At 59.9% G+C, this 19,583-nt stretch carries 15 protein-coding genes and 1 pseudogene; 5 read left to right on the forward strand and 11 right to left on the reverse strand.

The window, feature by feature from the left end:
• Positions 1-6: 6 nt before the first annotated feature.
• From DOU54_RS25800 to DOU54_RS25825, 6 genes are all read right to left on the reverse strand, one after another.
• Entirely contained in the window at positions 7-1,488 is a 1,482-nt protein-coding gene (locus DOU54_RS25800; protein WP_072493368.1) for an NAD(P)-binding domain-containing protein, read from the reverse strand.
• A 53-nt stretch (positions 1,489-1,541) separates the two neighbouring features.
• Entirely contained in the window at positions 1,542-2,612 is a 1,071-nt protein-coding gene (locus DOU54_RS25805; RefSeq protein ID WP_072493369.1) for an ABC transporter ATP-binding protein, read from the reverse strand.
• 3 nt (positions 2,613-2,615) lie between these two features.
• Positions 2,616-3,407: an ABC transporter permease gene (locus DOU54_RS25810; RefSeq protein ID WP_072493370.1), complete on the reverse strand. Its 792-nt coding sequence runs from the start codon at positions 3,405-3,407 to the stop codon at positions 2,616-2,618.
• A 9-nt stretch (positions 3,408-3,416) separates the two neighbouring features.
• Positions 3,417-4,400 (reverse strand): ABC transporter permease, encoded by a 984-nt coding sequence (locus DOU54_RS25815; protein WP_080823312.1) that lies wholly within the window; start codon positions 4,398-4,400, stop codon positions 3,417-3,419.
• 80 nt (positions 4,401-4,480) lie between these two features.
• Positions 4,481-5,581 carry an extracellular solute-binding protein gene (locus tag DOU54_RS25820; protein ID WP_052808808.1) on the reverse strand — a complete coding sequence of 367 codons (1,101 nt, stop codon included), beginning with the start codon at positions 5,579-5,581 and terminating at the stop codon, positions 4,481-4,483.
• A gap of 53 nt (positions 5,582-5,634) precedes the next feature.
• Positions 5,635-6,615 carry a LysR family transcriptional regulator gene (locus tag DOU54_RS25825; protein WP_113732053.1) on the reverse strand — a complete coding sequence of 327 codons (981 nt, stop codon included), beginning with the start codon at positions 6,613-6,615 and terminating at the stop codon, positions 5,635-5,637.
• Between the two features lie 386 nt (positions 6,616-7,001).
• Here DOU54_RS25825 and DOU54_RS25830 point away from each other — a divergent pair, with 386 nt between their 5' ends.
• A complete protein-coding gene (locus tag DOU54_RS25830) occupies positions 7,002-8,075 on the forward strand; it encodes an NAD/NADP octopine/nopaline dehydrogenase family protein (protein WP_113732054.1) in 1,074 nt (357 codons plus the stop codon).
• 239 nt (positions 8,076-8,314) lie between these two features.
• Here the strand turns inward: DOU54_RS25830 and DOU54_RS25835 are convergent, their stop codons facing one another.
• Entirely contained in the window at positions 8,315-10,081 is a 1,767-nt protein-coding gene (locus DOU54_RS25835) for a diguanylate cyclase (RefSeq protein ID WP_113732055.1), read from the reverse strand.
• Positions 10,082-10,398: 317 nt separating this feature from the next.
• Here DOU54_RS25835 and DOU54_RS25840 point away from each other — a divergent pair, with 317 nt between their 5' ends.
• From DOU54_RS25840 to DOU54_RS28510, 4 genes and pseudogenes are all read left to right on the forward strand, one after another.
• A complete protein-coding gene (locus tag DOU54_RS25840; RefSeq protein WP_113732056.1) occupies positions 10,399-12,285 on the forward strand; it encodes a sigma-54-dependent Fis family transcriptional regulator in 1,887 nt (628 codons plus the stop codon).
• 164 nt (positions 12,286-12,449) lie between these two features.
• Positions 12,450-13,523 carry a 2,3-butanediol dehydrogenase gene (locus DOU54_RS25845; protein ID WP_072493375.1) on the forward strand — a complete coding sequence of 358 codons (1,074 nt, stop codon included), beginning with the start codon at positions 12,450-12,452 and terminating at the stop codon, positions 13,521-13,523.
• Positions 13,524-13,641: 118 nt separating this feature from the next.
• The gene (locus DOU54_RS25850; RefSeq protein WP_113732057.1) at positions 13,642-15,444 is read left to right on the forward strand and encodes an NAD(P)/FAD-dependent oxidoreductase; all 1,803 of its coding nucleotides are present in this window, start codon (positions 13,642-13,644) and stop codon (positions 15,442-15,444) included.
• A 92-nt stretch (positions 15,445-15,536) separates the two neighbouring features.
• Positions 15,537-15,806 (forward strand): annotated as a pseudogene (locus DOU54_RS28510) (helix-turn-helix domain-containing protein); the annotation flags it as partial.
• A gap of 60 nt (positions 15,807-15,866) precedes the next feature.
• Here the strand turns inward: DOU54_RS28510 and DOU54_RS25860 are convergent.
• The 4 genes from DOU54_RS25860 to DOU54_RS25875 form a co-directional block, all read right to left on the reverse strand.
• Positions 15,867-17,228 (reverse strand): FAD-containing oxidoreductase, encoded by a 1,362-nt coding sequence (locus DOU54_RS25860; RefSeq protein WP_113732058.1) that lies wholly within the window; start codon positions 17,226-17,228, stop codon positions 15,867-15,869.
• Positions 17,225-17,686 carry a DUF4126 family protein gene (locus DOU54_RS25865; RefSeq protein ID WP_113732059.1) on the reverse strand — a complete coding sequence of 154 codons (462 nt, stop codon included), beginning with the start codon at positions 17,684-17,686 and terminating at the stop codon, positions 17,225-17,227. Before DOU54_RS25865 ends, DOU54_RS25860 begins: the two co-directional genes overlap by 4 nt.
• A 309-nt stretch (positions 17,687-17,995) precedes the next feature.
• Positions 17,996-18,514, reverse strand: coding sequence for a siderophore-iron reductase FhuF (fhuF, locus tag DOU54_RS25870; protein WP_286079959.1), 519 nt, complete (start codon positions 18,512-18,514; stop codon positions 17,996-17,998).
• Between the two features lie 235 nt (positions 18,515-18,749).
• Positions 18,750-19,583: an ABC transporter substrate-binding protein gene (locus DOU54_RS25875; protein WP_286079960.1), complete on the reverse strand. Its 834-nt coding sequence runs from the start codon at positions 19,581-19,583 to the stop codon at positions 18,750-18,752.

Consider the following 19,583-nt stretch of genomic DNA (forward strand, 5'->3'; position numbering starts at 1 on the left):
TTAACCTCAGGCTGTCTTCTGCATGGTGGGGTCGGCATCCGCATCGGTCCATTCGGATCCATCGAGTTCAGGCTTTTCGTAAGCCTTCAGCGCCTCCCAGTGATGATCGATGTCGGCGATGAACAGCGAAGCGGCGATACCTCGCGCAAGCCAGAGCGCACCTTCGCTGATGGCCGGAATATCGCCGCTGACTTTGCCCAGACTGACCGATGAACCGTAATTGAAACAATGGATCTGCTGCAGCCAAGGGGCGGTACCCGGCTCTTTCTCGGTGAAAGAGAAGTCGTCTTGCAGCCAGGGGAATCGCCCGAGCCCAGGGTTTTCCTCACCTGGTGGCGGCGTGTAGCGGTCGTCCCAGCAGGCGATCTGCCCGTTGAACATTTCGAGTTCGGGACGACTGACGGGGTCGATTGAGAATCCCGTTCCCAAAATCACGAAATCGGTCCGAAAAACGCGGCCGTTGATTGTGGTGATCACAACCTCGCCGCCCTCTTCCTTCATCGATTGGATACCGCAGCCGAAATGGAAATAGGCGTTGGGATGTCGGCTCACCCTCAGCGTTGAATTGTGTGGCGCGGGGGTCTGCTGCTTGACGGAATAATCCATGAGACGCCAGCGCCACACAGGGTCAATTTTCGCGAAGCCGGCGGTGACACCGTATGATCCGATGCCCATCAACTTGTTGATCGTCGGCATTGTCTTGCGTCTGGCAAGGAGACGCACTTCACCGGCCCCCTGCTCGAGCGCTTCCGCTGCATTGTCCACAGCGGACGCCCCTACCCCGATGACAACGACTCGTTTTCCCTTCAGACGCTGAAAATCAATCATGTCGGCGGAATGCGCCCAGCTGACGTTACGTTGCATGCCCTTCACAAAATCCGGGATCGTCGGTTCTCCCAGGCCATCACGGCCTGTTGCCATCACCAGTTTCCGCGTGATGATCGGGTCAGCCTTCCCGCCGTCGATCTCAAGCTCCAGAAGCCCATCGGACCGTGGTATGACGCGGGTGACGTGGATGTTGTTTTCAACCGGGATTTCCATCACCTGCCGGTACCAGCTCAGATATTCCATCCACATCGGTCGCGGAATGCGGAAGAGTTCTTCCCAGGCCTCTTCGCCAAAGCGGGCGGTGTACCAAGCCCTGAAGGTGAGCGATGCCATACCGAGCGCTGGCCCGAGCAGGTTCTTGGGCGAGCGCAGGGTTTCCATGCGCGCGTAAGTCACCCAAGGCCCCTCTTCACCTTTTGCGGCGCGGTCCACAATCCGGATATTGGCGATCCCTGCCCTTGTCAGGGCATGCCAGGCGACGAGGCCGCACATGCCACCGCCGATGATCACGACATCGCTGGCAAGCTGACCGTCTGAGGTCGAGACCGGTTTCGACCAGTTTGCTGCGGGATAATTGAGGTAGGACAAATCCTGCCTCACCCGGGCGTTGAGCGCAGCTAGTCTCTGCTGCTCGGTCCGGTCTTGCTGTTCTAAAGTCATCAGGTGATCTCCTGAAATTCACTATTGCCCATCGGCACCGACGGGCATGAGGATTAATCGGCGAGCACTACGGCGTCGCGATCGCGCCAACCCACCCAGACCGTCTCGCCATCAAGATGCGAGAGCGCCACCGGATCGAGCTGGGCCGACAGGAGTGCGCCGTTGTCGAGGCGGATCGTCAACGTCGTATGAGCGCCCTTGAACACGCGCCGCTCGATCTGGCCCTTGAGGGCAAAACGATCACTCGGCTGCTCGGGAAGACAGAACAGGGCTTCCGGACGCAGCGCGATCGTGACGTGGCTGCCAACCGCGTGATGGTGGCCGTTAAGATCGGCCCGGATCGGACTGCCCTGCCATTCAGTTGTTGCAACATCGCCCTCGGCAGACACCAACCGGCCTTCGAGAAAGTTGCTCTGACCGATGAAGTCGGCGACGAAGCGGCTACGGGGGCGGGCATAGAGATCATCAGGCGCTCCCATCTGCTCGATCCGCCCCTTGTTCATCACCACCACGACGTCAGACATGGTCAGGGCCTCTTCCTGATCATGGGTGACGAAGATGAAGGTCTTGCCGGTCGTCTGCTGGATTGACTTCAACTCGATCTGCATCTCATGGCGCAGCTTGGCGTCGAGCGCCGATAGCGGCTCGTCGAGCAGCAAGACGTTCGGGTCCGGCGCCAGCGCCCGCATGAGGGCCACGCGCTGGCGCTGACCGCCCGACAGTTGCTCAGGCATTCGCCCGGCAAAATCCTGCAGCTTGACGAGACCGAGGAGTTCCATGACCCGGCGGTGGATGGACGCCGAATCCAGCCCCTTCAGTTCAAGTCCGAAGGCAATGTTGCGCTGAACTGACAGGTGCGGAAACAGGGCATAGTCTTGAAAGACGATATTGACGTTTCGCCTGTTGGGCGGCAGATGCGAGATCGGCTGCCCGTCGAGGTAGATTTCGCCGGAAGATGGCGTTTCGAACCCTCCGAGCATTCTCAGCGTCGTGGATTTGCCGCAACCGGAGGGGCCAAGCAGGGTAACGAATTGGCCCGGCGCGACCGCCAGGTCCAGATCATCGACAGCAAGAGAAGCGCCGTAAGACTTGTTGACGTTTTTAAAATGAACAACCGGCTGCATAACTCAGTTCCTCGAACGGCGGGTGAAGTGCTCGGCATAAAGGCCGACGGCGGCGGTGACGATGAGGACGATGGTCGCCATCGCATTGATCTCTGGCGACATGCCGCCCTGGACTTTGGCGAAGATGAGCATCGGTAGCGTCGGCTTGTATCCACCCAGGAAGAAGGTGCGCACGAAATCGTCGATGCTGGTCAAAACACAGAAAATCATGCCGCCGATCAGGGCCGGCAGGATGTAGGGGACCGTAACGCGCATGAAGGCGATAAATGCGTCAGCCCCGAGGTCTCTTGCCGCATCCACGAGATTGGCGGGCATGGAACGTAGGCGCGTCAGCACCATGATCACGACAAACGGCACCGCATGGACGGTATGGGAGAGGATAATCGCGAAGGTGCCCGTGGGGATATCGACCGTCCGGATGAATATCCGCATTGAGATGGCGTTGATGAGACCGGGAACGACGGCAGGCAGGCAGGCGAGCGCAAAGAGAATGGCCTTGCCGCGGATGCCCTCGGTCGAAATCAGCAGGGCAATCCACACACCGATAACGGTCGCTCCGATCGTGGTGGCAAACGCTATCCCGACCGAATAAAGCGAGGCTTCGATGAACTGCTTGTCCTGAAGTACCTTGCCATACCAATCCAGGGTCCAGTTACTGATCGGAAAGGCGATGAAGTTTGCATCCTTGAAGCTCATCGCCATCATCAGGGCCAGCGGCAAAAGCAGATAGATAACGAAAATGGCATAACAGGCGCCAAGTGCCGTCTTCGGAAGGTCGTTTAAGGGGGACCGCATCATCATCTCCTACATCAGCCGGACAGAGCGACCGCCAACGACGCGCATGAAGAGACCAACCGTTGTCAGCGACACGGCGAGCATCAGCATGGCGAAGGCAGCGCCTTCAGGCCATTTGTCGTTGGAGGAGTGGAAGAGCGTTGCGATCACCTCCGGAAAGATGACGGCGTTCGGCCCGCCGAGCAGCAGCGGAGCGGCGAAGACGCCGACGGCGGTGAGGTAAACCAGGCTGCATCCGGACACGATACCGTCTTTCGACAGCGGCAGGATAACGCGGCGGAAGCGTTGGAAAGGGCTTGCGCCAAGATCGGCAGCGGCATGCACCAGCTGTACCGGGATCTTTTCTATGGCTGAATAAAGTGGGAGCAGCATATAGAGCGCCAGGAGGTAGATAACGCCGAAGCTCAGCGAGAAGGACGTGTAGAGCATCGGGATGGGCCGATCGATGATGCCGATCTCGCGCAACAGGACGTTGACGGCTCCCCGATTGGCCAGAAGCATGATGACCGAGAAGGTCCGGATCAGTTCTCCGGCCCAGAATGGGATGAGCAGGAGCAGCAGCGCCCGCATACGCTGCTTCGGCTGAAGCACCTTCGCCACGTAATAGGCAACCGGATAAACGATAACTAGGGTCGACACGGTAACAACGGCGGCAAATACGAGGCTGCGTATGAAGGGCAGCACGTAAATCGAATCCGAGAAGAACAGGGCATAGTTGGCGAGCGTATAGCGCGTGGCCTCGTTCGGTTGAGGCGGATAGTTGTCCGTGAAGCTGATATTGGCCATTTGCAGGATCGGCCCGACATGCAGGACGAAAAGCCATATCACGGGTATCCCGGCAAGGAGTGCGAGGCGCGCATGGCGACTGTCTGCCAGCCGGCCTATGGTGGTTCGGTAAAGGGCTGAGCCTGTCACCTTGCCAATCCATCCGGAATAATGCGCCGGGGCTGGCGCGCCTTCCTCTCGCAGTTCAGTCATTGTCGTGTTCACCATGATCGTTCCCAGCTCTGGACAAGCTTTTTATTGGGGTCCTGCGAACCCGGCCGAGGTCGGGTTCGCATCGCAGCCGTAACTCAGGCAGCCTTGATTTCGGCAGCTGCCTTGTCGATCATCGCGTTCTTCATGGCCCGGTTGACCGAGCTGAAGAACTTGATGCGCTCCATCTGGTCCTGTGGAAGCGCCATGGCGGCCCGTTCGCGGTCGTTGAGCAGCTTGTCGACGCCATCAAAGGCCGAGGCGAAGCCCGACTGCCGAACCATGGCAGCCCCGATTTCCGGCGAGGCGAGGATAGCGTCCAGGAAGGTATAGGCAGCGTCCGCATTCGGACCGTTCTTCACCACGTTGAAGGAGTAGAGGAACCCGTAGGTGCCTTCCTTCGGAACGGACAGCTCGATGGGGTGACCGTCCATGATCAGCTTGGACGTCGGACCGGACCAGGCCTGCGCGACATAGATGTCCTCGTTCAGGAACATCTGCTGCACCTCGGAGCCCGCATCGTAGTATTTGCGAACCTTGTCCTTTTGGCTGATCAGGAAGTCGCGCGCCTTGTTGGTGGCTTCCTGGGCAACGGCTTCCTTGCCTTCATAGGTGACATAATCGCCGTCATTGCCCTGATAGAGCATGGTCAGCGAAAGGAAGTCCGAAATGATGTAGGATGTCAGGCCCTTGTATTCATCGTCGAACATCATGCCCCAGCTATCGGAAGGCTTGGTGTACTCCGTGTTACGGGCCAGACCTTCAAAGCCCGCCAAAAGCGGAACGCCGTAGGTGGAGCCGTTGATGGTGAGCTGCGGCGCACCCTTGTAAGCCGCCGCCAGCTTGTCCCAGTTTTTCAGTCGGCTGGTATCAAGCGGCGAAAGGAGGTTGGAACCGATGAACTGGGAGAGCCGGTGGCCGGTCACCGTCACGATATCGGTCGATGGTGTGGCGCCTTCGGCCGTCAGAATGTTATATTGCTTGCCCTGATCGTCCGTCAGACGGATGCGGATCTCGATCCCCGTGTCCTTCTGAAACTGGTCGATGAAAGACTGCGGCACGAACTTGTCATATGTCGTGATATTGACGACCTTGCCCTGCGCGTGGGCGGAGCGCATCAGGCTGGGCGCCGCCAGGATGCCAGAGCCGGCAGCGAGCAGCTTGAGGGTGGAACGACGGGTCGCTTTAAACTCTTTCATGGCAATCTCCTTGTTTTTGTTTGACCGGTTTGATGGGCAGAGCACTTGCATTTTTAGGGAACGTCTCCTTCGACGGTTCCCCCATAGGTGACATCCGCAACACGTCCTGATGCGCCAGGATCGTGAGCGGTGAAATCGGGCATGCGTGCGGAAGCAACACGGATGATGAGCTGGATCAGCTCCTGGGCAGTGGCCGACAGCGGGCGCGCTGTTGCCGAGAAGATTCCCCAGAGGAACGGGATGTCGACGTCGAGCGGTCGCACAGTCACGCCCGCGGTCAGGGGACCGTAAGCGGTTGCCGGTTCGACAATCGCAATCCCCATCCCGGTCGACGCGATCTGCACCGCACTCATCGCCGCGCTCGTCGCTATGATCCGTCGTGCGCGAACATTTGCCTCCTGCAGAGCCTTGTCCACCCGGCGACGCAGACGGAACGGATTAGCAAGCGTAATGACTGTCTGGCCGGCCAGGTCGGCCACGGAAATGACATCCTTGGCGGCCAGCGGATCGTGAACGGACAGAACGGCTGCACAGCGGCCCTGAAAATATCCGTGCGCTTCGAGGCCGGGCTGTTCGGCCGGGAGCGACGTCACACAGAAATCGGCGGTACGCCCCAGCACCGCCTGAACGGCGGCTTCGGCAGGCATGCTTCTTAAAAAGACCGTATGCGGAAGAAGGGCTTCCGGTAGTTCGGCGAGAGCAAGCGGCACCATACCCGTGGCAAAAGCAGGCGTAGCGGCGATCTCGACCGGTTCGGGCTCCTTGAGACTGATCCTTTGCGCTCGATTGCGCAGATGCTCGATGCCGCTGATGAAGCGTTCCGCTTCAGAATGAAAAGCAATCCCCTTGTCACTCGGCATTATGCGCGGGCCATTGCGACCAAACAGCGGAAATCCAAGCGACGTTTCAAGGTCCTGAATAAGACGTGTGACCTGGGATTGCGAACGGTCAAGCAGGCGCGCAGCACCGGTGATGCTGCCTGCGGACATAACCGCAAGAAATGCCTCCAGTTCGCGTATCTCCATCGCTATCATGCATCCTTTGCATTATGACAAATTTAATGTGCATTAAACGCATGATGTCTGCTAGTGACAAAAGAGAATTTTTCGTTTGGGACGCGGAAGATGAAAAAGATGGCTTGCTGACTTCGAACTGTGCAGAAAATTAAGCCTCGGGACGTGGCTTTTGGTCGTGCAGCACATGCATTTACTGGAAGGAGCCAGAATTTGCTGAGGGCGTAGGCAGGCGCGCAGATAAATGAGGCAGGGGAACCGCAAACACAGCTCTGGCGCGCCAGAAAAAATGATGCATTTGCGCAACGATCGGCAGGCAATGTACAGAACCGGTTTGTGTTCTACGCGAAAGATAGAGACCAGAGGGTGGCGCCATGTCCACTCCTACAACCGAAAGGACAGATGACATGCGGATAGCCATTCTCGGTGCGGGTTCGATTGCTTATGGCATGGCGGCTTTCCTCGCCAATGCGGGGCATCATCCGTGCCTATCGTCGCCCTCCGGCCGCAGTGCCAAGCCGTTGTCGGAAGGCGAACCGCTCATCGCTACCGGTGCGTTGGACTTCGTCGGTCCGGTCGAGGTCGCGGCAACCTGCGAGACCGCCATTGCGGATGCAGATGCGGTCATCATCGCAATGCCCGCAAACGGTCATCGTGCCGCCATCGACGCGGCGCTGCCGCATTTGCGGTCGGGACTGACCGTCATCATCAGCTCCCATAGCTCCTTTGGAGCGCTCTATCTGTCGAAGCGGCTTTCCGAACGACAACTCCGTCTGCCGATCATTGCTTGGGGGACCACGCTTCTGACGGCCCGCCGCCAAACCGACGGGCGCAGCGTCGTCGTCAACACCATCCGCCAGAAGGTGGACTTTGCCACCCTGCCGAAGTCGGCAGCCGCTGAGGGTCGGAGCCTGTGCACTGAACTCTTCGGTGATCGCTTCGTCGAACGTGACGGTTTGCTTGCCATCGCGCTCTCAAACCTCAATCCTCAAAATCATCTCGGGATCGCATTGCTCAATCTAACAAGGATGGAAAAGGCGGAGAGTTGGGGACAGGGCGAACATGTCACACCGGCGGTCGGTCAGTTGATTGAGGCGCTCGACGCCGAGCGACTGTCAATTGCCGAGAGCTTCGGCCTGGAGGTCAAAACAGTTCGCGAACACTTTTCTCTCTCCTTCCACGTGCCCCTCGCCTCTGTTTCCGAAATGAACCAGCAGATGCATCGTGAAGGACGAGGCGGAATGGGCCCTTCCTCCATCGAAAGCCGCTACATTTTCGAAGATGTGCCGTTCGGTCTACTCCCAACCGTGCTTCTCGGCCGCATAGTCAACCGGCCTGCGATCCTGCACGAGGCAGGCGTTCGCATCTTTACCGCATCGGTCGCACACAATCTGGAGGCAGACAATGACCTGCTGCCGGAGCTTTCACTTGATCATCTCGGTCCGAGCGAGCTGCGGGAGCTTTGCGAGAGCGGATTTTAACGGAGCAGAGGAGCCGCCCGTGATCCCGAGCGGCAGGAGCCGAGGGCCTTTCAGCGAGCCTTTGGCAATCCGCAGATCCTGAGAGAGATCGGCTTCCTGCAACGGCGGGCTGGCACGCGAGCCGCAGTCCTGGATCGATTACATGAGCAGCTGGGCAGGCTCAGTCATCGTTACGGCATAGCTAAGTGAGCGCTTTCCGTCATGGCTGTAATTGGCCCGACGCGGATGTTGCCGGTTATTCACGAGGCCACAACTCTATTGCGTCCTTGTGCCTTGGCGAGCAGAAGGGCCGCATCCGCCCGTGCCAGCAGCGTGTCCAGCGGCCCGGCCTCGGGCGAGGTTGCCACACCCACGGAAATTGTTACGGTTCCAAGAAGTTTCCCGGCATGGGAGATGGCTGTAGCACTTACTGCTGTTCTGACTTTTTCGGCCAAGCCAGCAGCGTCGCCCTTGAGCATCCCCGGCAAGAGCGCGGTAAATTCCTCTCCCCCATAACGGTAAGCCTCACCGTGATCGCCCAGCGTGTCACGAAGCGTTCGGCCCACATACTGCATGACCTTGTCGCCGGCATCATGACCATATTCGTCATTAAAACGCTTGAAGTGGTCGATATCGATCATCAGGCAGGCAAGTGGTGTCTTTAATTCGTCGCTTGCGAAACGTTGCACCCTTTCATCCAGATGCCGGCGATTGAACAACCCGGTCAGAGGGTCTTCGATAGCCATCAGCGTCAACTTCTCACGCAGCTGCAGATTGGCGATGGCAAGCCCGACATTTTCGGCAATCAGTTCGAGATAAAGCCGTGACGCATCGAGGTGCAGCGCCTGCCCTTCTTTTTCTTCCAGGTAAAAAAGCCCGATCATGTCGCCTTGCGCGGTCAACGGGACGCAAAGAGCGATAGCATCCGGATCATCCAGATGCTGACACGGCACATCGGTGTCGGAGAACCCGTTGGCGTGCGCCCGCCCGCGGCGCATCCCCCAGCACGCAGACGCAGGAAAACTGTCTCCGGCATTGTCAGGCGCTAGCCACTCCGAACTGCGGTTGAGGATATTCTTGCTTTCGTTCAGGATATAAAGGCCGCCGGCAATGCCGGGAAAGATTTGCGGCGCAAAGCGCGCGACGATGCTGGCGAGCTCGCCCTGGTTCTGGCAGGCCTGCAGGCGGTGCATCATCTGCAGGATGAGGTCCTTGGTCTGTTGGTCTGCCCGTCGTTCCGCGTCGAGCCGATCGCGCTCGATGCCGCTCGCCCGGAAGATTTCAATCGCGGTGTTCATCTCGCCGATCTCGTCCCGGCGACTGTCGGGCAGCACCTCGACGGAATAATCCTGCTTTGCAAGCCGGTCGATGATCCCGCTCATTCGCACCAACGGCATGGCGATCCGGCGTCTCAGGATGAAATAGAGCACCGCCAGGAATAGCCCCCCCGTCAGCCCCAGCATGATCTTGGCGATGACGCTCCACCAGTCGCTACGCGCTCGCGCCGCGGCCAACTGCGATCCGGTTCTTGCGGCTGTCAAATCCCGAAAATGCGCGACAGTCGCCAGAAGATCCTCTTGCAGTCTTTCATGCTCGGGGCCGAACAACGTGGACTGGGCAGCGCTCTTCTCACCGCGCTGAAATGCTTCGACCGCCGCGATCTCGAACTTGTCGAGTGCGTCCGCATCCGTTTCGATCTTTCGCAGCGCATCGACCTCGGCCTTCGGCAGCACTTTCGACAAGAGCTGGTCAACTGCGGCTTCCCGGCTTCGCTCGCTTCCATCTTCGGCCCGGAACGCGTTGAGATGACGTTCTTCGCCACGCATAACAAACAGCCTGGCCTCGTCGGACCGGACCTCTGCGCCAAGTGCGAGGTCTTCCGCCAGACTATCCAGCGTCAGATGCTCTTCCACCGCGACACGCTCTTCGACGGCGCTGCGAGACGACATGATGAAGGCCGCACCAGACAAAGCCGTCAAGACGACTGTCACTCCGTAAGCCCAGTTGGTGATCGCGCTTATTCTCATTCTCTAATACTACACACTGCTGCTTGCGGGAGGATTAAGACGCCGGTTGCGATTGCATGGTGCCTGCTCGACATTGCCGGCGCCGGCAGGCCCAGAGTTCAGCAAGCTGGCCGAAGTTGACTGGACAGTCAACGAGGGCAGCGCATGAATAGTTTGAACCTTTACAGGAGCGCCCACGGAGATCACTCATTCCGTCCGTGCGGAGATCGAGGTTCCAAATGATGCCTGGCATTTGCCGAAGCATTAGTCACACTGAACAATTGCGGCTATGTTATTGTGGCAGATCACGGGAGGCGGCCTTCGAGGGCCGGTGATTGATGGGTTTTACGGACCACGTTAAGGAAATCGAGCGGGTCGGACAGGGAACCAACACGGGCCGCGACGCCGTTGTCCTGGAGTCCTGGCGGCGCTGTCTGGACGCCTACCAGCTCGATCCGGCGCAGGCGCGCGAGGCAGTGATCGTTTCGGAAACACGGCTGCGGGAACACCGTCAGCAGGCGGAAGATCTGGTACACATCGCCCGCTCCGGCCTGGAGCGGCTCTATCGGCAGGTTGCCGAACAGAATTACGTGTTGCTGTTGTCGGATCGGCTTGGTGTCACCGTTGAATTCCTGGGTGACCCCTCCTTCAACAACAATCTGCGCAAAGCGGGGCTCTATCTCGGTTCCGAGTGGTCCGAGCCCCGGGCCGGCACCTGCGCGGTGGGCGCCTGCATTGCCACGGGCGAGGCCCTGACGATCCACCAGACCGACCATTTTGACATCACCCACACACCCCTGTCCTGCACGGCAGCCCCAATCTATGATACGCAAGGATCATTAGCGGCCGTTCTCGACATTTCACTCCTCAGTTCGCCAATCCTGAAAGCCAGCCAGAACATGGCGCGTCATCTCGTCTCGTCGACGGTGCGGCGGATTGAGCTTGCCAATCTCATGGCAAACAGCCGTCACGATCTGGTCCTGCGCTTTGCGGGAGCGCCGGAGTTTCTCGACGTCGATCCGGAAGCGGCGATATCCGTAGACGGTGCGGGGCGCATCACCGGCATGACCCACGGCGGCGCCCGGCTTCTTGCCGCGTCGCGCGGTCTCGACTGGCGCACGCCCGGGCTTCTGATCGGCCAGCCTGTTACGGACTTCTTTCATGCGGGGCTCGACGAGTTAGCCTCGCTGACCCGCGCCAGCCTGCCCCAGGAACGGCGGATCGCCGTTCGAGACGGCTCGCTGCTCTTTGCCCATGCCATAGAACCGCAGCAACGCACAGGCAACGTGCCCTCTGCCCGCACTTCCGGCCGATCGCCGGCGATCAACAGGCTCGGCGGCAATGTGCCGGCGATCGACGACCTCAGGCGCAAGGTAGTCAAACTTGCACCCAGCAGACTGCCGATATTGCTGCAGGGAGAGACCGGGACGGGCAAGGAATATCTCGCCCGCATCATTCATGAGATGAGCGGGCTTTCTGGCCGCTTCGTGGCAGTCAATTGCGCCGCCATTCCGGAGCAGCTGATCGAGAGTGAACTTTTCGGTTACGTCCCGGGGGCTTTTACCGGGGCACTGGCCAAGGGGAAAAAGGGGTTGATCGAGGAGGCCGAGGGCGGAACGCTCTTCCTCGACGAGATCGGCGACATGTCCTATGCCGCCCAGAGCCGGTTGCTCAGGGTTCTCGCCGAGGGCGAGGTGCTCCCCGTCGGCGGCTCGGTCGCGCGCAAGGTGGGTTTCCGTGTCGTCTCCGCTTCGCATCGATCGCTGGCCAACATGGTCGCGGCAGGCGGGTTCCGCGAAGACCTCTATTATCGGCTCAACGCCGCCGTCCTGTCGCTACAGCCGCTCCATGAACGCGAGGATCTGCCTTGGCTCCTCGAGCAGCTGCTCCATAAACACAATACGAAGGACGGCCGCCTGACGTTATCGGGCGCAGCGAGGCTGCTGCTTCTCAACCATCGCTGGCCAGGCAATATCCGCGAACTCGACAATGCCATCGCCTTTGCCGCAGCACTGTGCGACGATGGTGTGATCGAGATCACGGACCTGCCGGATCATTTGTCGCAGCCTGCCAGCGTGCGCGTCGGCGAAAGCGTCGAAGCAGACCTGCGTGCCGTCCTCACGAGTTGCAAGGGCAACGTCTCCGAAGCCGCCCGCCGTCTTGGTATCGATCGCACAACGCTCCATCGCCGGATGAGACGGTTCGGTATAGAGCGTCCGCACTGAGCCATTCATTGCGGCATCCGCCACACCTGTTGCGCCACAGCTGTGGCGCAATCGTCATCACCCTCCTTGAAAACGCTGTGATTTCCAGCCCTCTCGACGGTCGGCTCGGCTGGCACGGCGGTTGCTCCTCCTGATGGCATGAAAAGCAGCCTTAAGGAGGAAACATGCGCGCCCTCAGATTTCACGCCGCAAAGGACTTGCGGCTCGAGGACATCCCCGAGCCGAGACAGGCGGGACCGGGCCAGGTCATCGTCCGCAACCGCTTCGTCGGAATTTGCGGAACGGATCTTCACGAATACAGCTATGGCCCGATCTTCATCCCGACCGAGCCGCATCCGTTTACCGGCGCCCACGGCCCGCAGGTCCTCGGCCACGAGTTCGGCGGCGTTGTCGAAGCCATCGGTGAAGGCGTGACCTCGGTCGCCATCGGCGACCGCGTCTCGATCCAGCCTCTCGTCATGCCGCGCTCCGGCGACTACTTCGCCGACCGCGGCCTTTTCCATCTCAGCCCGCAACTCGCACTCGTGGGTCTCAGCTGGAATGGCGGAGGCATGGCTGAAGCCGCGCTGGTTCACGAATATAATGTCCAGAAGATCCCAGACGAGATGACCGATGAAGAGGCCGCACTCGTCGAGCCGACGGCGGTTGCCGTCTATGCCTGCGACCGTGGCGGCGTCACCGCCGGTAACAGCGTTCTCGTTACGGGTGCCGGCCCGATCGGCATGCTGACGCTGCTGGCGGCCCGAGCGGCCGGTGCCACCAAGCTGTTCGTCTCGGACCTGAACGATGCCCGCCTCGAGCTTGCCAAGAAAGTCCTGCCCGACCTTGTCGCCATCAATCCGAAGCGCGAAAAGGTTGGCGACGTCGTCCGCGCCCAGACCGAGGGCCAGGTGGGATGCGACGTTGCGATCGAATGCGTCGGCAACGAACACGCCCTGAAGGCATGCGTGGATGCTGTGCGCAAGCAGGGCGTCGTCGTTCAGACAGGCCTGCATCCGCATGAGAATCCGATCGACTGGTTTCAGGTCACGTTCCGCGATCTCGAGGTCAAAGGCTCGTGGGCCTATCCGACCCATTACTGGCCGCGTGTCATCAGCCTGATCTCATCCGGCCTCCTGCCGGCGACGAAGATTGTCACCAAGCGCGTCACGCTTGAAACGGCCGTGAAAGAGGGCTTCGACGCCCTCCTCGATCCGGCTGGCACCCACCTGAAGATCCTGATCGATCTCTCAAAATAAGCGTCTCGGCCAAGGCCTGAAGGGAGAGGAGCCCTGAAGGCGGCGGTTTGGAGGCTTTGACGGAACGCCCGGCAGCGGCGTTCCGTGACCCTCACCAAGCAATCATGGAGGAGAATAAATGCTCGATATCAGCCCCGGAACCAAGATCGACACGGCCCTTGCGAAGCTCGAAGGAGCGCTGGCGAAAGGCGACGTGGACGCCGCCGCCAACCTGTTTCAGGCGGATTGCTACTGGCGAGATCTGGTGACCTTTACCTGGAACCTGAAGACCCTCGAAGGCCGCGAGCAGGTCCGCGACATGCTTTCCAGCCAGCTTGCCGCAACCAAACCGTCCAACTTTGTGCAGGACACCAGGGAGGCCGCCTCCGAAGCGGGCGGCGTTACCGAAGGCTGGTTCGAATTCGAAACGGGGGTTGCCCGCGGCTATGGCCATATCCGTTTGAAGGATGGTCTGATCTGGACCCTCTTGACCACCATGACCGAACTGAAGGGCCATGAGGAGCCGAAGGGCTTCCGCCGCCCGATGGGGGCGGAGCACGGCCATGACAGAAACCGCACGACCTGGAAGGAAAAGCGCGAAAGCGAGGCGGTGGAACTCGGTTACACGTCCCAGCCCTATGTCGTCATCATCGGTGGCGGCCAAGGCGGCATCGCGCTCGGCGCACGCCTTCGCCAGCTCGGCGTTCCGACGATCATCATAGAGAAGAACGAGCGGCCCGGTGACAGCTGGCGCAAGCGCTACAAGTCACTCTGCCTGCACGACCCTGTGTGGTACGATCACCTTCCTTACATTCCCTTCCCGGAAAACTGGCCGGTATTCACCCCAAAAGACAAGGTGGGCGACTGGCTGGAAATGTACACCAAGGTGATGGAACTGAATTACTGGGGCTCCACGACCTGCAAATCCGCCCAATACGACGAGAAGACCGGCGAATGGACCGTCGTCGTCGATCGCGACGGCAGAGAGGTCGTCCTCAAGCCGAAGCAGCTCGTGCTGGCAACCGGCATGTCGGGCAAGGCCAATGTGCCGAAATTCCCCGGTCAGGACATCTTCAAGGGCGAGCAGCAGCATTCTTCCCAGCATCCGGGTCCGGATGCCTATGCCGGAAAGAAGGTGGTCGTCATCGGCTCCAACAACTCGGCCCACGATATCTGCGCAGCGCTCTGGGAAGCCGGCGCCGATGTCACCATGCTGCAGCGCTCGTCGACCCATATCGTCAAGTCGGACTCGCTGATGGAGATCGGCCTTGGCGATCTTTATTCCGAGCGGGCGGTTCAGGGCGGCATGACGACGCGCAAGGCCGATCTGATCTTTGCGTCGCTGCCCTACCGGATCATGCATGAGTTCCAGATCCCGATCTACAACAGGATTCGGGAAAGGGATGCCGAGTTCTACCAGGCGCTCGAAAAGGCCGGTTTCATGCTCGACTTCGGCGACGACGATTCGGGCCTGTTCATGAAATACCTGCGGAGGGGATCAGGATATTACATCGACGTGGGGGCCTGCGATCTGGTCATCGACGGTTCGATCAAACTGAAGTCTGGCGTCGACGTCTCACATCTGACAGAGAACGCAGTCGTCCTGAAGGATGGGACGGAGCTGCCGGCTGACCTCGTGGTCTACGCCACCGGCTACGGTTCAATGAACGGCTGGGCCGCCGATCTCATCTCGCGCGACGTGGCGGACAAGGTCGGAAAATGCTGGGGCCTCGGCTCCAACACCACCAAGGATCCAGGCCCCTGGGAAGGCGAGCAGCGCAACATGTGGAAACCGACACAGCAGGAAGCCCTGTGGTTTCACGGCGGCAACCTGCATCAGTCACGCCATTATTCCCAATATCTGTCACTGCAGTTGAAAGCCCGCCAGGTGGGCATCAAGACACCCATATACGGAATGACCAAGCCGCATCACCTGGCCTAAGCACAAAAAGAGCGTCGGCTTTACCGGCGCTCTTTCTGTAAGCATCCTCCGTTGTTGAGTTAAAATGGCCGGCCCCATCCTTCACGCTTGAAGAAATTGCCCGCCATGCAAACGTATCAAGGGCGACAATCTATTCGCGCGTCGCAAACAAGGAAGAACTCATCGAAGCGGTAATCCGGCCTCACGATCACCGGCGGGCAGTTTCGAGCGTCCGAGTCACTGTCGATCAAGGAAGCTTTGATCGCTTTCGGCACGCGCCTGGTTGCGGTTTATGGATACTGCAGAAGCCATTCCCGAAGTCGAGTGAGCAGCTCAGCCGGACACGTGTGGTGCGTAAGGCCGACGTTGCACAAACGAAATGAGCGACAGTCGCCTCATCGATCCGGAAAAGCCTTTGCACTCCTCGCCGGGCCGGCTGGACGTCAGGTTTCCCTGAGGTCGCCAATCAGTGTCGGCACCAGCTCTCCGACCGTTGGATGGATTGGCACCGCCCAGCGCAGTTCTTCAGTTGTGGCACCCAGGTTGATGGCGTCGAGCACGCCATAGACCGCCTCGTCACCTCCGACCCCCAGGAAAGCGGCACCGAGTATCCGGTCGGTTTCGGCGTCGGCGACGAGTTTCATGAGGCCAAGCGTTTCACCTTTCTCAACGGCCCGGCCGACGCGGCTCATCGGTCGGGTCGAGACCTTGATCCGGTGACCGGCCTCCTTCGCCTGACGCTCCGTCATACCAACACGTCCGAGCGGCGGATCAATGTAGAGGCCGTAACCGAGGGTACGGTCTGACACTTTTCGGTTGCCGCCATCAAGGAGGTTTGCCGCGACGATCTCGAAATCATTGTAGGACGTATGCGTGAATGCGCCTCGTCCGTTGCAGTCACCAAGGGCCCAAATGCCTTCTGCGGTGGTCTGCAAGCGCTCATCCACCGTGATGAAGCCGCGTTGATCAGTCTCGATGCCAGCAAGATCGAGACCGAGATCATCGGTGTTCGGCCGCCGTCCGAGGGCGACCAGGACATGGCTCCCACTGACTTCGCCCTGATCGGTCCGCACGACGACGCCCACATCTTCCTTGGTGAAGGACAGGAGTTTGCGGTTCAAAAGAACCTTGATGCCATCCCTACTCAGAATCTCCGCAATGGCTTGCGAGATATCGGTATCCTCCCTGGGCGCCAGTTGCTGCCCACGCTCAATGACCGTCACCTCGGCGCCGAAGCGCCGATACATCTGGGCGAATTCCAGTCCGATGTAACTGCCGCCAAGAACAATCAGATGTTTCGGCAATTTCTCGAGCGCGATCACCGACGTGCTCGAGAGGTATGGCACGTCCTCAAGGCCAGGAATGTCTGGGATGTGTGGCCGCGCGCCGACGTTTATAAAGATCTGCGGCGCGGTATAGTCTGTCCCGTCCACGGACACGGCCCTCGCACCGACGAATTTGGCCTGGCCGTGGATCACATCCATCGTCTCGAGACTGTCAAACCAGGATGCCAAACCGTTTCTCGCATCAAGGGTCACCTTCCTGGCGCGGGCCGCTACGGCCGGCATGTTCACTATCGGCTCACCGCTGATGGTGACGCCGAATTCGGATGCGCGCCGCGCAACCTCCGCGGTCTTGGCGCTGGCGACCAATGCCTTGGTCGGCATGCACCCGGCGTTGACACAGGTGCCGCCAAGATATTTGCGTTCGATCAGGACCACCTTGCGGCCCATCGCCGCCATGCGGGCGGCAAGGAATGGTCCGGCCTGACCGGCCCCGATGAAGATCGCGTCATACTCCCTCATGACACGGACACCACGACGATCAGTGCGAGCAGGATGGCGACCGCATCCTCGATCAGGGCGGCGGGAAGGTCGCGGCCGAAATGCCTGGCGAGATAAGCGCGGCCGGTTGCACCGCCGAAGGTTCCGACGACAGCGCCGATGACCCCCGCGAGAAGCCCGGGAACCACCATTCCTGCAGTTGCGGCGACCGTCGCACCGCTGAGAGCGCCCATTATAACCCTTGCTCCGAATTGAACGGGTACCTTGCGTGAGGGCGTGCCGGGAAGCTGGTCGGCAATCAGTTCCACGATGGCAAGCACAGTCAAAATCGCCGCAGCCCAGAGCGAGCCCATGAAGGAGAGAACGCTTGGAGAAATATCGAACCACCCGAGATAAGCGCCCCAGGAGACTGCGGCCGGGGCAGTCATGGTGCGCAGACCGGCGACAAGCCCTATCAGCATTGCGAGAAGAATGAGCATTCAGATCCCCCTAAGCTAAGTCGGCATGCCGCGGCGCCCGGCTGATGCGCAGTTGACAGTTCCCTTGCCCGTCCGAGCCGTCCTCGGTCGACACCTCCGAAGGAAAGCCGGAAGATCGGCCGCGACGGCGTCCCGGATTGATCCTCAACTTGCCGTTACCTACCGGACAGATCGCAACCGTACCATGGCGCGCCAGTTTGGTCGACAGGGCCGCTGCGTGGTGCCGTGAGCCAGCGCCCCGTCGTTTCCGTTGTTTGAGGTCCTGCAAATTTGTTGAAAGGGGGCACGCTATCTGCTTTCGGCAGGCCCTTAATTTTTTCCCGAAGAACAGTGCCGCCCCGGGCACGGGCACGTCTTACAGTAATCCAGTCCGTCGATCAGATATCGGATACAACAGACGCGGCGGAGCCGCTCCGGCTGGCCATCGCTTCCAGGGTAAAGGATAGGTCTGAAAAGCGGGTTACGTGAGCCATCTGCCATCTGAGGCAGTTCAAGCAATGCCAGTGCATCCGCGACGCCTGCACCAGGGCAATCATTAACCACGGCGTAACCGCGGGCGATACCTTCGAACAGGTTGCCCGCATTTGACCAAAGGACGTTGCGAGACAGCCCGCTCACCTCGGACACAGCTCGGATAATTGCTTCGATATTGCCCCTGATCAGAAAATCGAAACGGTCCTCTGCGGACTTCGCTCGGACCGGGTGGCCGAAATCAGTCAGGCCGAGCGAAACGACCTCCCCTTCACCGCTTATTTCGATGCTCAAGTCCGCCGGCGTCAGAGTTACCCGCCAATCCAGTAACATGGCTGCGGTGGCAATCGGTCTCATCACCCTCGCGAAGTACCGCTTTGACCACTCCCCGGCAACAGCGGCAATGGGCGCGTTCGCCCCGTGGCGGCGACCGTAACTGTTGAGGACAGCCAAAAGACAATCGGGCTCCAGCAATTCAGTGAAAGCCAGATCAGTGGGCCGCCTGCGCCGGAAGCAATCCCGCCACTGCGAATGTGCCGACTGCCGCAGCAATTCGCCAAGAACCTCCGACCTTCGCATACGCTCCTGCAGCCTAAACGAGCCGGGTGACAATCTGGCGAGCCAGATGCTGCAGTGAGGCCGTGGAGCCGAATGGCCAGGATGGCATGCCGGTCAAACGGACATTTCCTTGCGCTACGACCGGCAACATGGGCCAGAGCGAAGCATTGAGAAGATCAGCCGGAACGGTCTCGCCAAGGATGAACAAGGTGCTGTCGCTCCCAAGGGAGGCAAGTCCTTCAAGATCGATTGTCGTAAAACCGAAAGGTTGCGCTGACATTTCAATGCCATCGGCAAAGCCGATCTTCCTGAGAAGGCCGGAAATTGCGGCGTTGGGCGCAAAGACGCGCAACCGCGGGACGCCAGGCAACGGTTGCGCCACGACCAGCTTGCGGCCTGCCACCTGCCCGGCATGGCGCGATTTCAGGTTTTCGATCTCATCATCAAAACGTCCGAGGAGCCTTGCGACGTCATCCGATCGCGAAAGCGCTGCGCCCGCCTGACGGGCGCTCTGACAGACGCTCGCCAGCATGTCACCTCCATTTTCCTGATCATCGATCAGATGAACCGGAGCGATCTCACCGAGCGCATGAGCAATGGACGCGTGCCGATACCGCGACGTCAAGATGAGGTCAGGCAGCAGTTTGCGGACCGCCTCAAGGCTGGGCTGCTGTCGTCGTCCGACGTCGACGGCATCGGAGAGGCCTTCATTTGCGACATCGACCCATGTTCTGTACCCGGAGATTTCCGCGCATCCAGCCGGCGATATTCCAAGGGAAAGCGCAATCTCGGTAGCAGTCCAATCGAGCGTGACCAGGCGTGAGGGTCCTGAAGCGGCAAGCGACCCTGGCGCCGCGATCAAAGCCAC

Origin of the sequence: Agrobacterium sp. MS2, assembly GCF_003261015.1 — a bacterium.
GTDB lineage: Bacteria > Pseudomonadota > Alphaproteobacteria > Rhizobiales > Rhizobiaceae > Agrobacterium > Agrobacterium pusense.

Bases quoted from the DNA above. Each gene is read 5' to 3' on its own strand.
- DOU54_RS25800 (WP_072493368.1), bottom strand. From the start codon at position 1,488: ATGACTTTAGAACAGCAAGACCGGACCGAGCAGCAGAGACTAGCTGCG.
- DOU54_RS25805 (WP_072493369.1), bottom strand. From the start codon at position 2,612: ATGCAGCCGGTTGTTCATTTTAAAAACGTCAACAAGTCTTACGGCGCT.
- DOU54_RS25810 (WP_072493370.1), bottom strand. From the start codon at position 3,407: ATGCGGTCCCCCTTAAACGACCTTCCGAAGACGGCACTTGGCGCCTGT.
- DOU54_RS25815 (WP_080823312.1), bottom strand. From the start codon at position 4,400: ATGGTGAACACGACAATGACTGAACTGCGAGAGGAAGGCGCGCCAGCC.
- DOU54_RS25820 (WP_052808808.1), bottom strand. From the start codon at position 5,581: ATGAAAGAGTTTAAAGCGACCCGTCGTTCCACCCTCAAGCTGCTCGCT.
- DOU54_RS25825 (WP_113732053.1), bottom strand. From the start codon at position 6,615: ATGATAGCGATGGAGATACGCGAACTGGAGGCATTTCTTGCGGTTATG.
- DOU54_RS25830 (WP_113732054.1), top strand. From the start codon at position 7,002: ATGCGGATAGCCATTCTCGGTGCGGGTTCGATTGCTTATGGCATGGCG.
- DOU54_RS25835 (WP_113732055.1), bottom strand. From the start codon at position 10,081: ATGAGAATAAGCGCGATCACCAACTGGGCTTACGGAGTGACAGTCGTC.
- DOU54_RS25840 (WP_113732056.1), top strand. From the start codon at position 10,399: ATGGGTTTTACGGACCACGTTAAGGAAATCGAGCGGGTCGGACAGGGA.
- DOU54_RS25845 (WP_072493375.1), top strand. From the start codon at position 12,450: ATGCGCGCCCTCAGATTTCACGCCGCAAAGGACTTGCGGCTCGAGGAC.
- DOU54_RS25850 (WP_113732057.1), top strand. From the start codon at position 13,642: ATGCTCGATATCAGCCCCGGAACCAAGATCGACACGGCCCTTGCGAAG.
- DOU54_RS25860 (WP_113732058.1), bottom strand. From the start codon at position 17,228: ATGAGGGAGTATGACGCGATCTTCATCGGGGCCGGTCAGGCCGGACCA.
- DOU54_RS25865 (WP_113732059.1), bottom strand. From the start codon at position 17,686: ATGCTCATTCTTCTCGCAATGCTGATAGGGCTTGTCGCCGGTCTGCGC.
- fhuF (WP_286079959.1), bottom strand. From the start codon at position 18,514: ATGAGACCGATTGCCACCGCAGCCATGTTACTGGATTGGCGGGTAACT.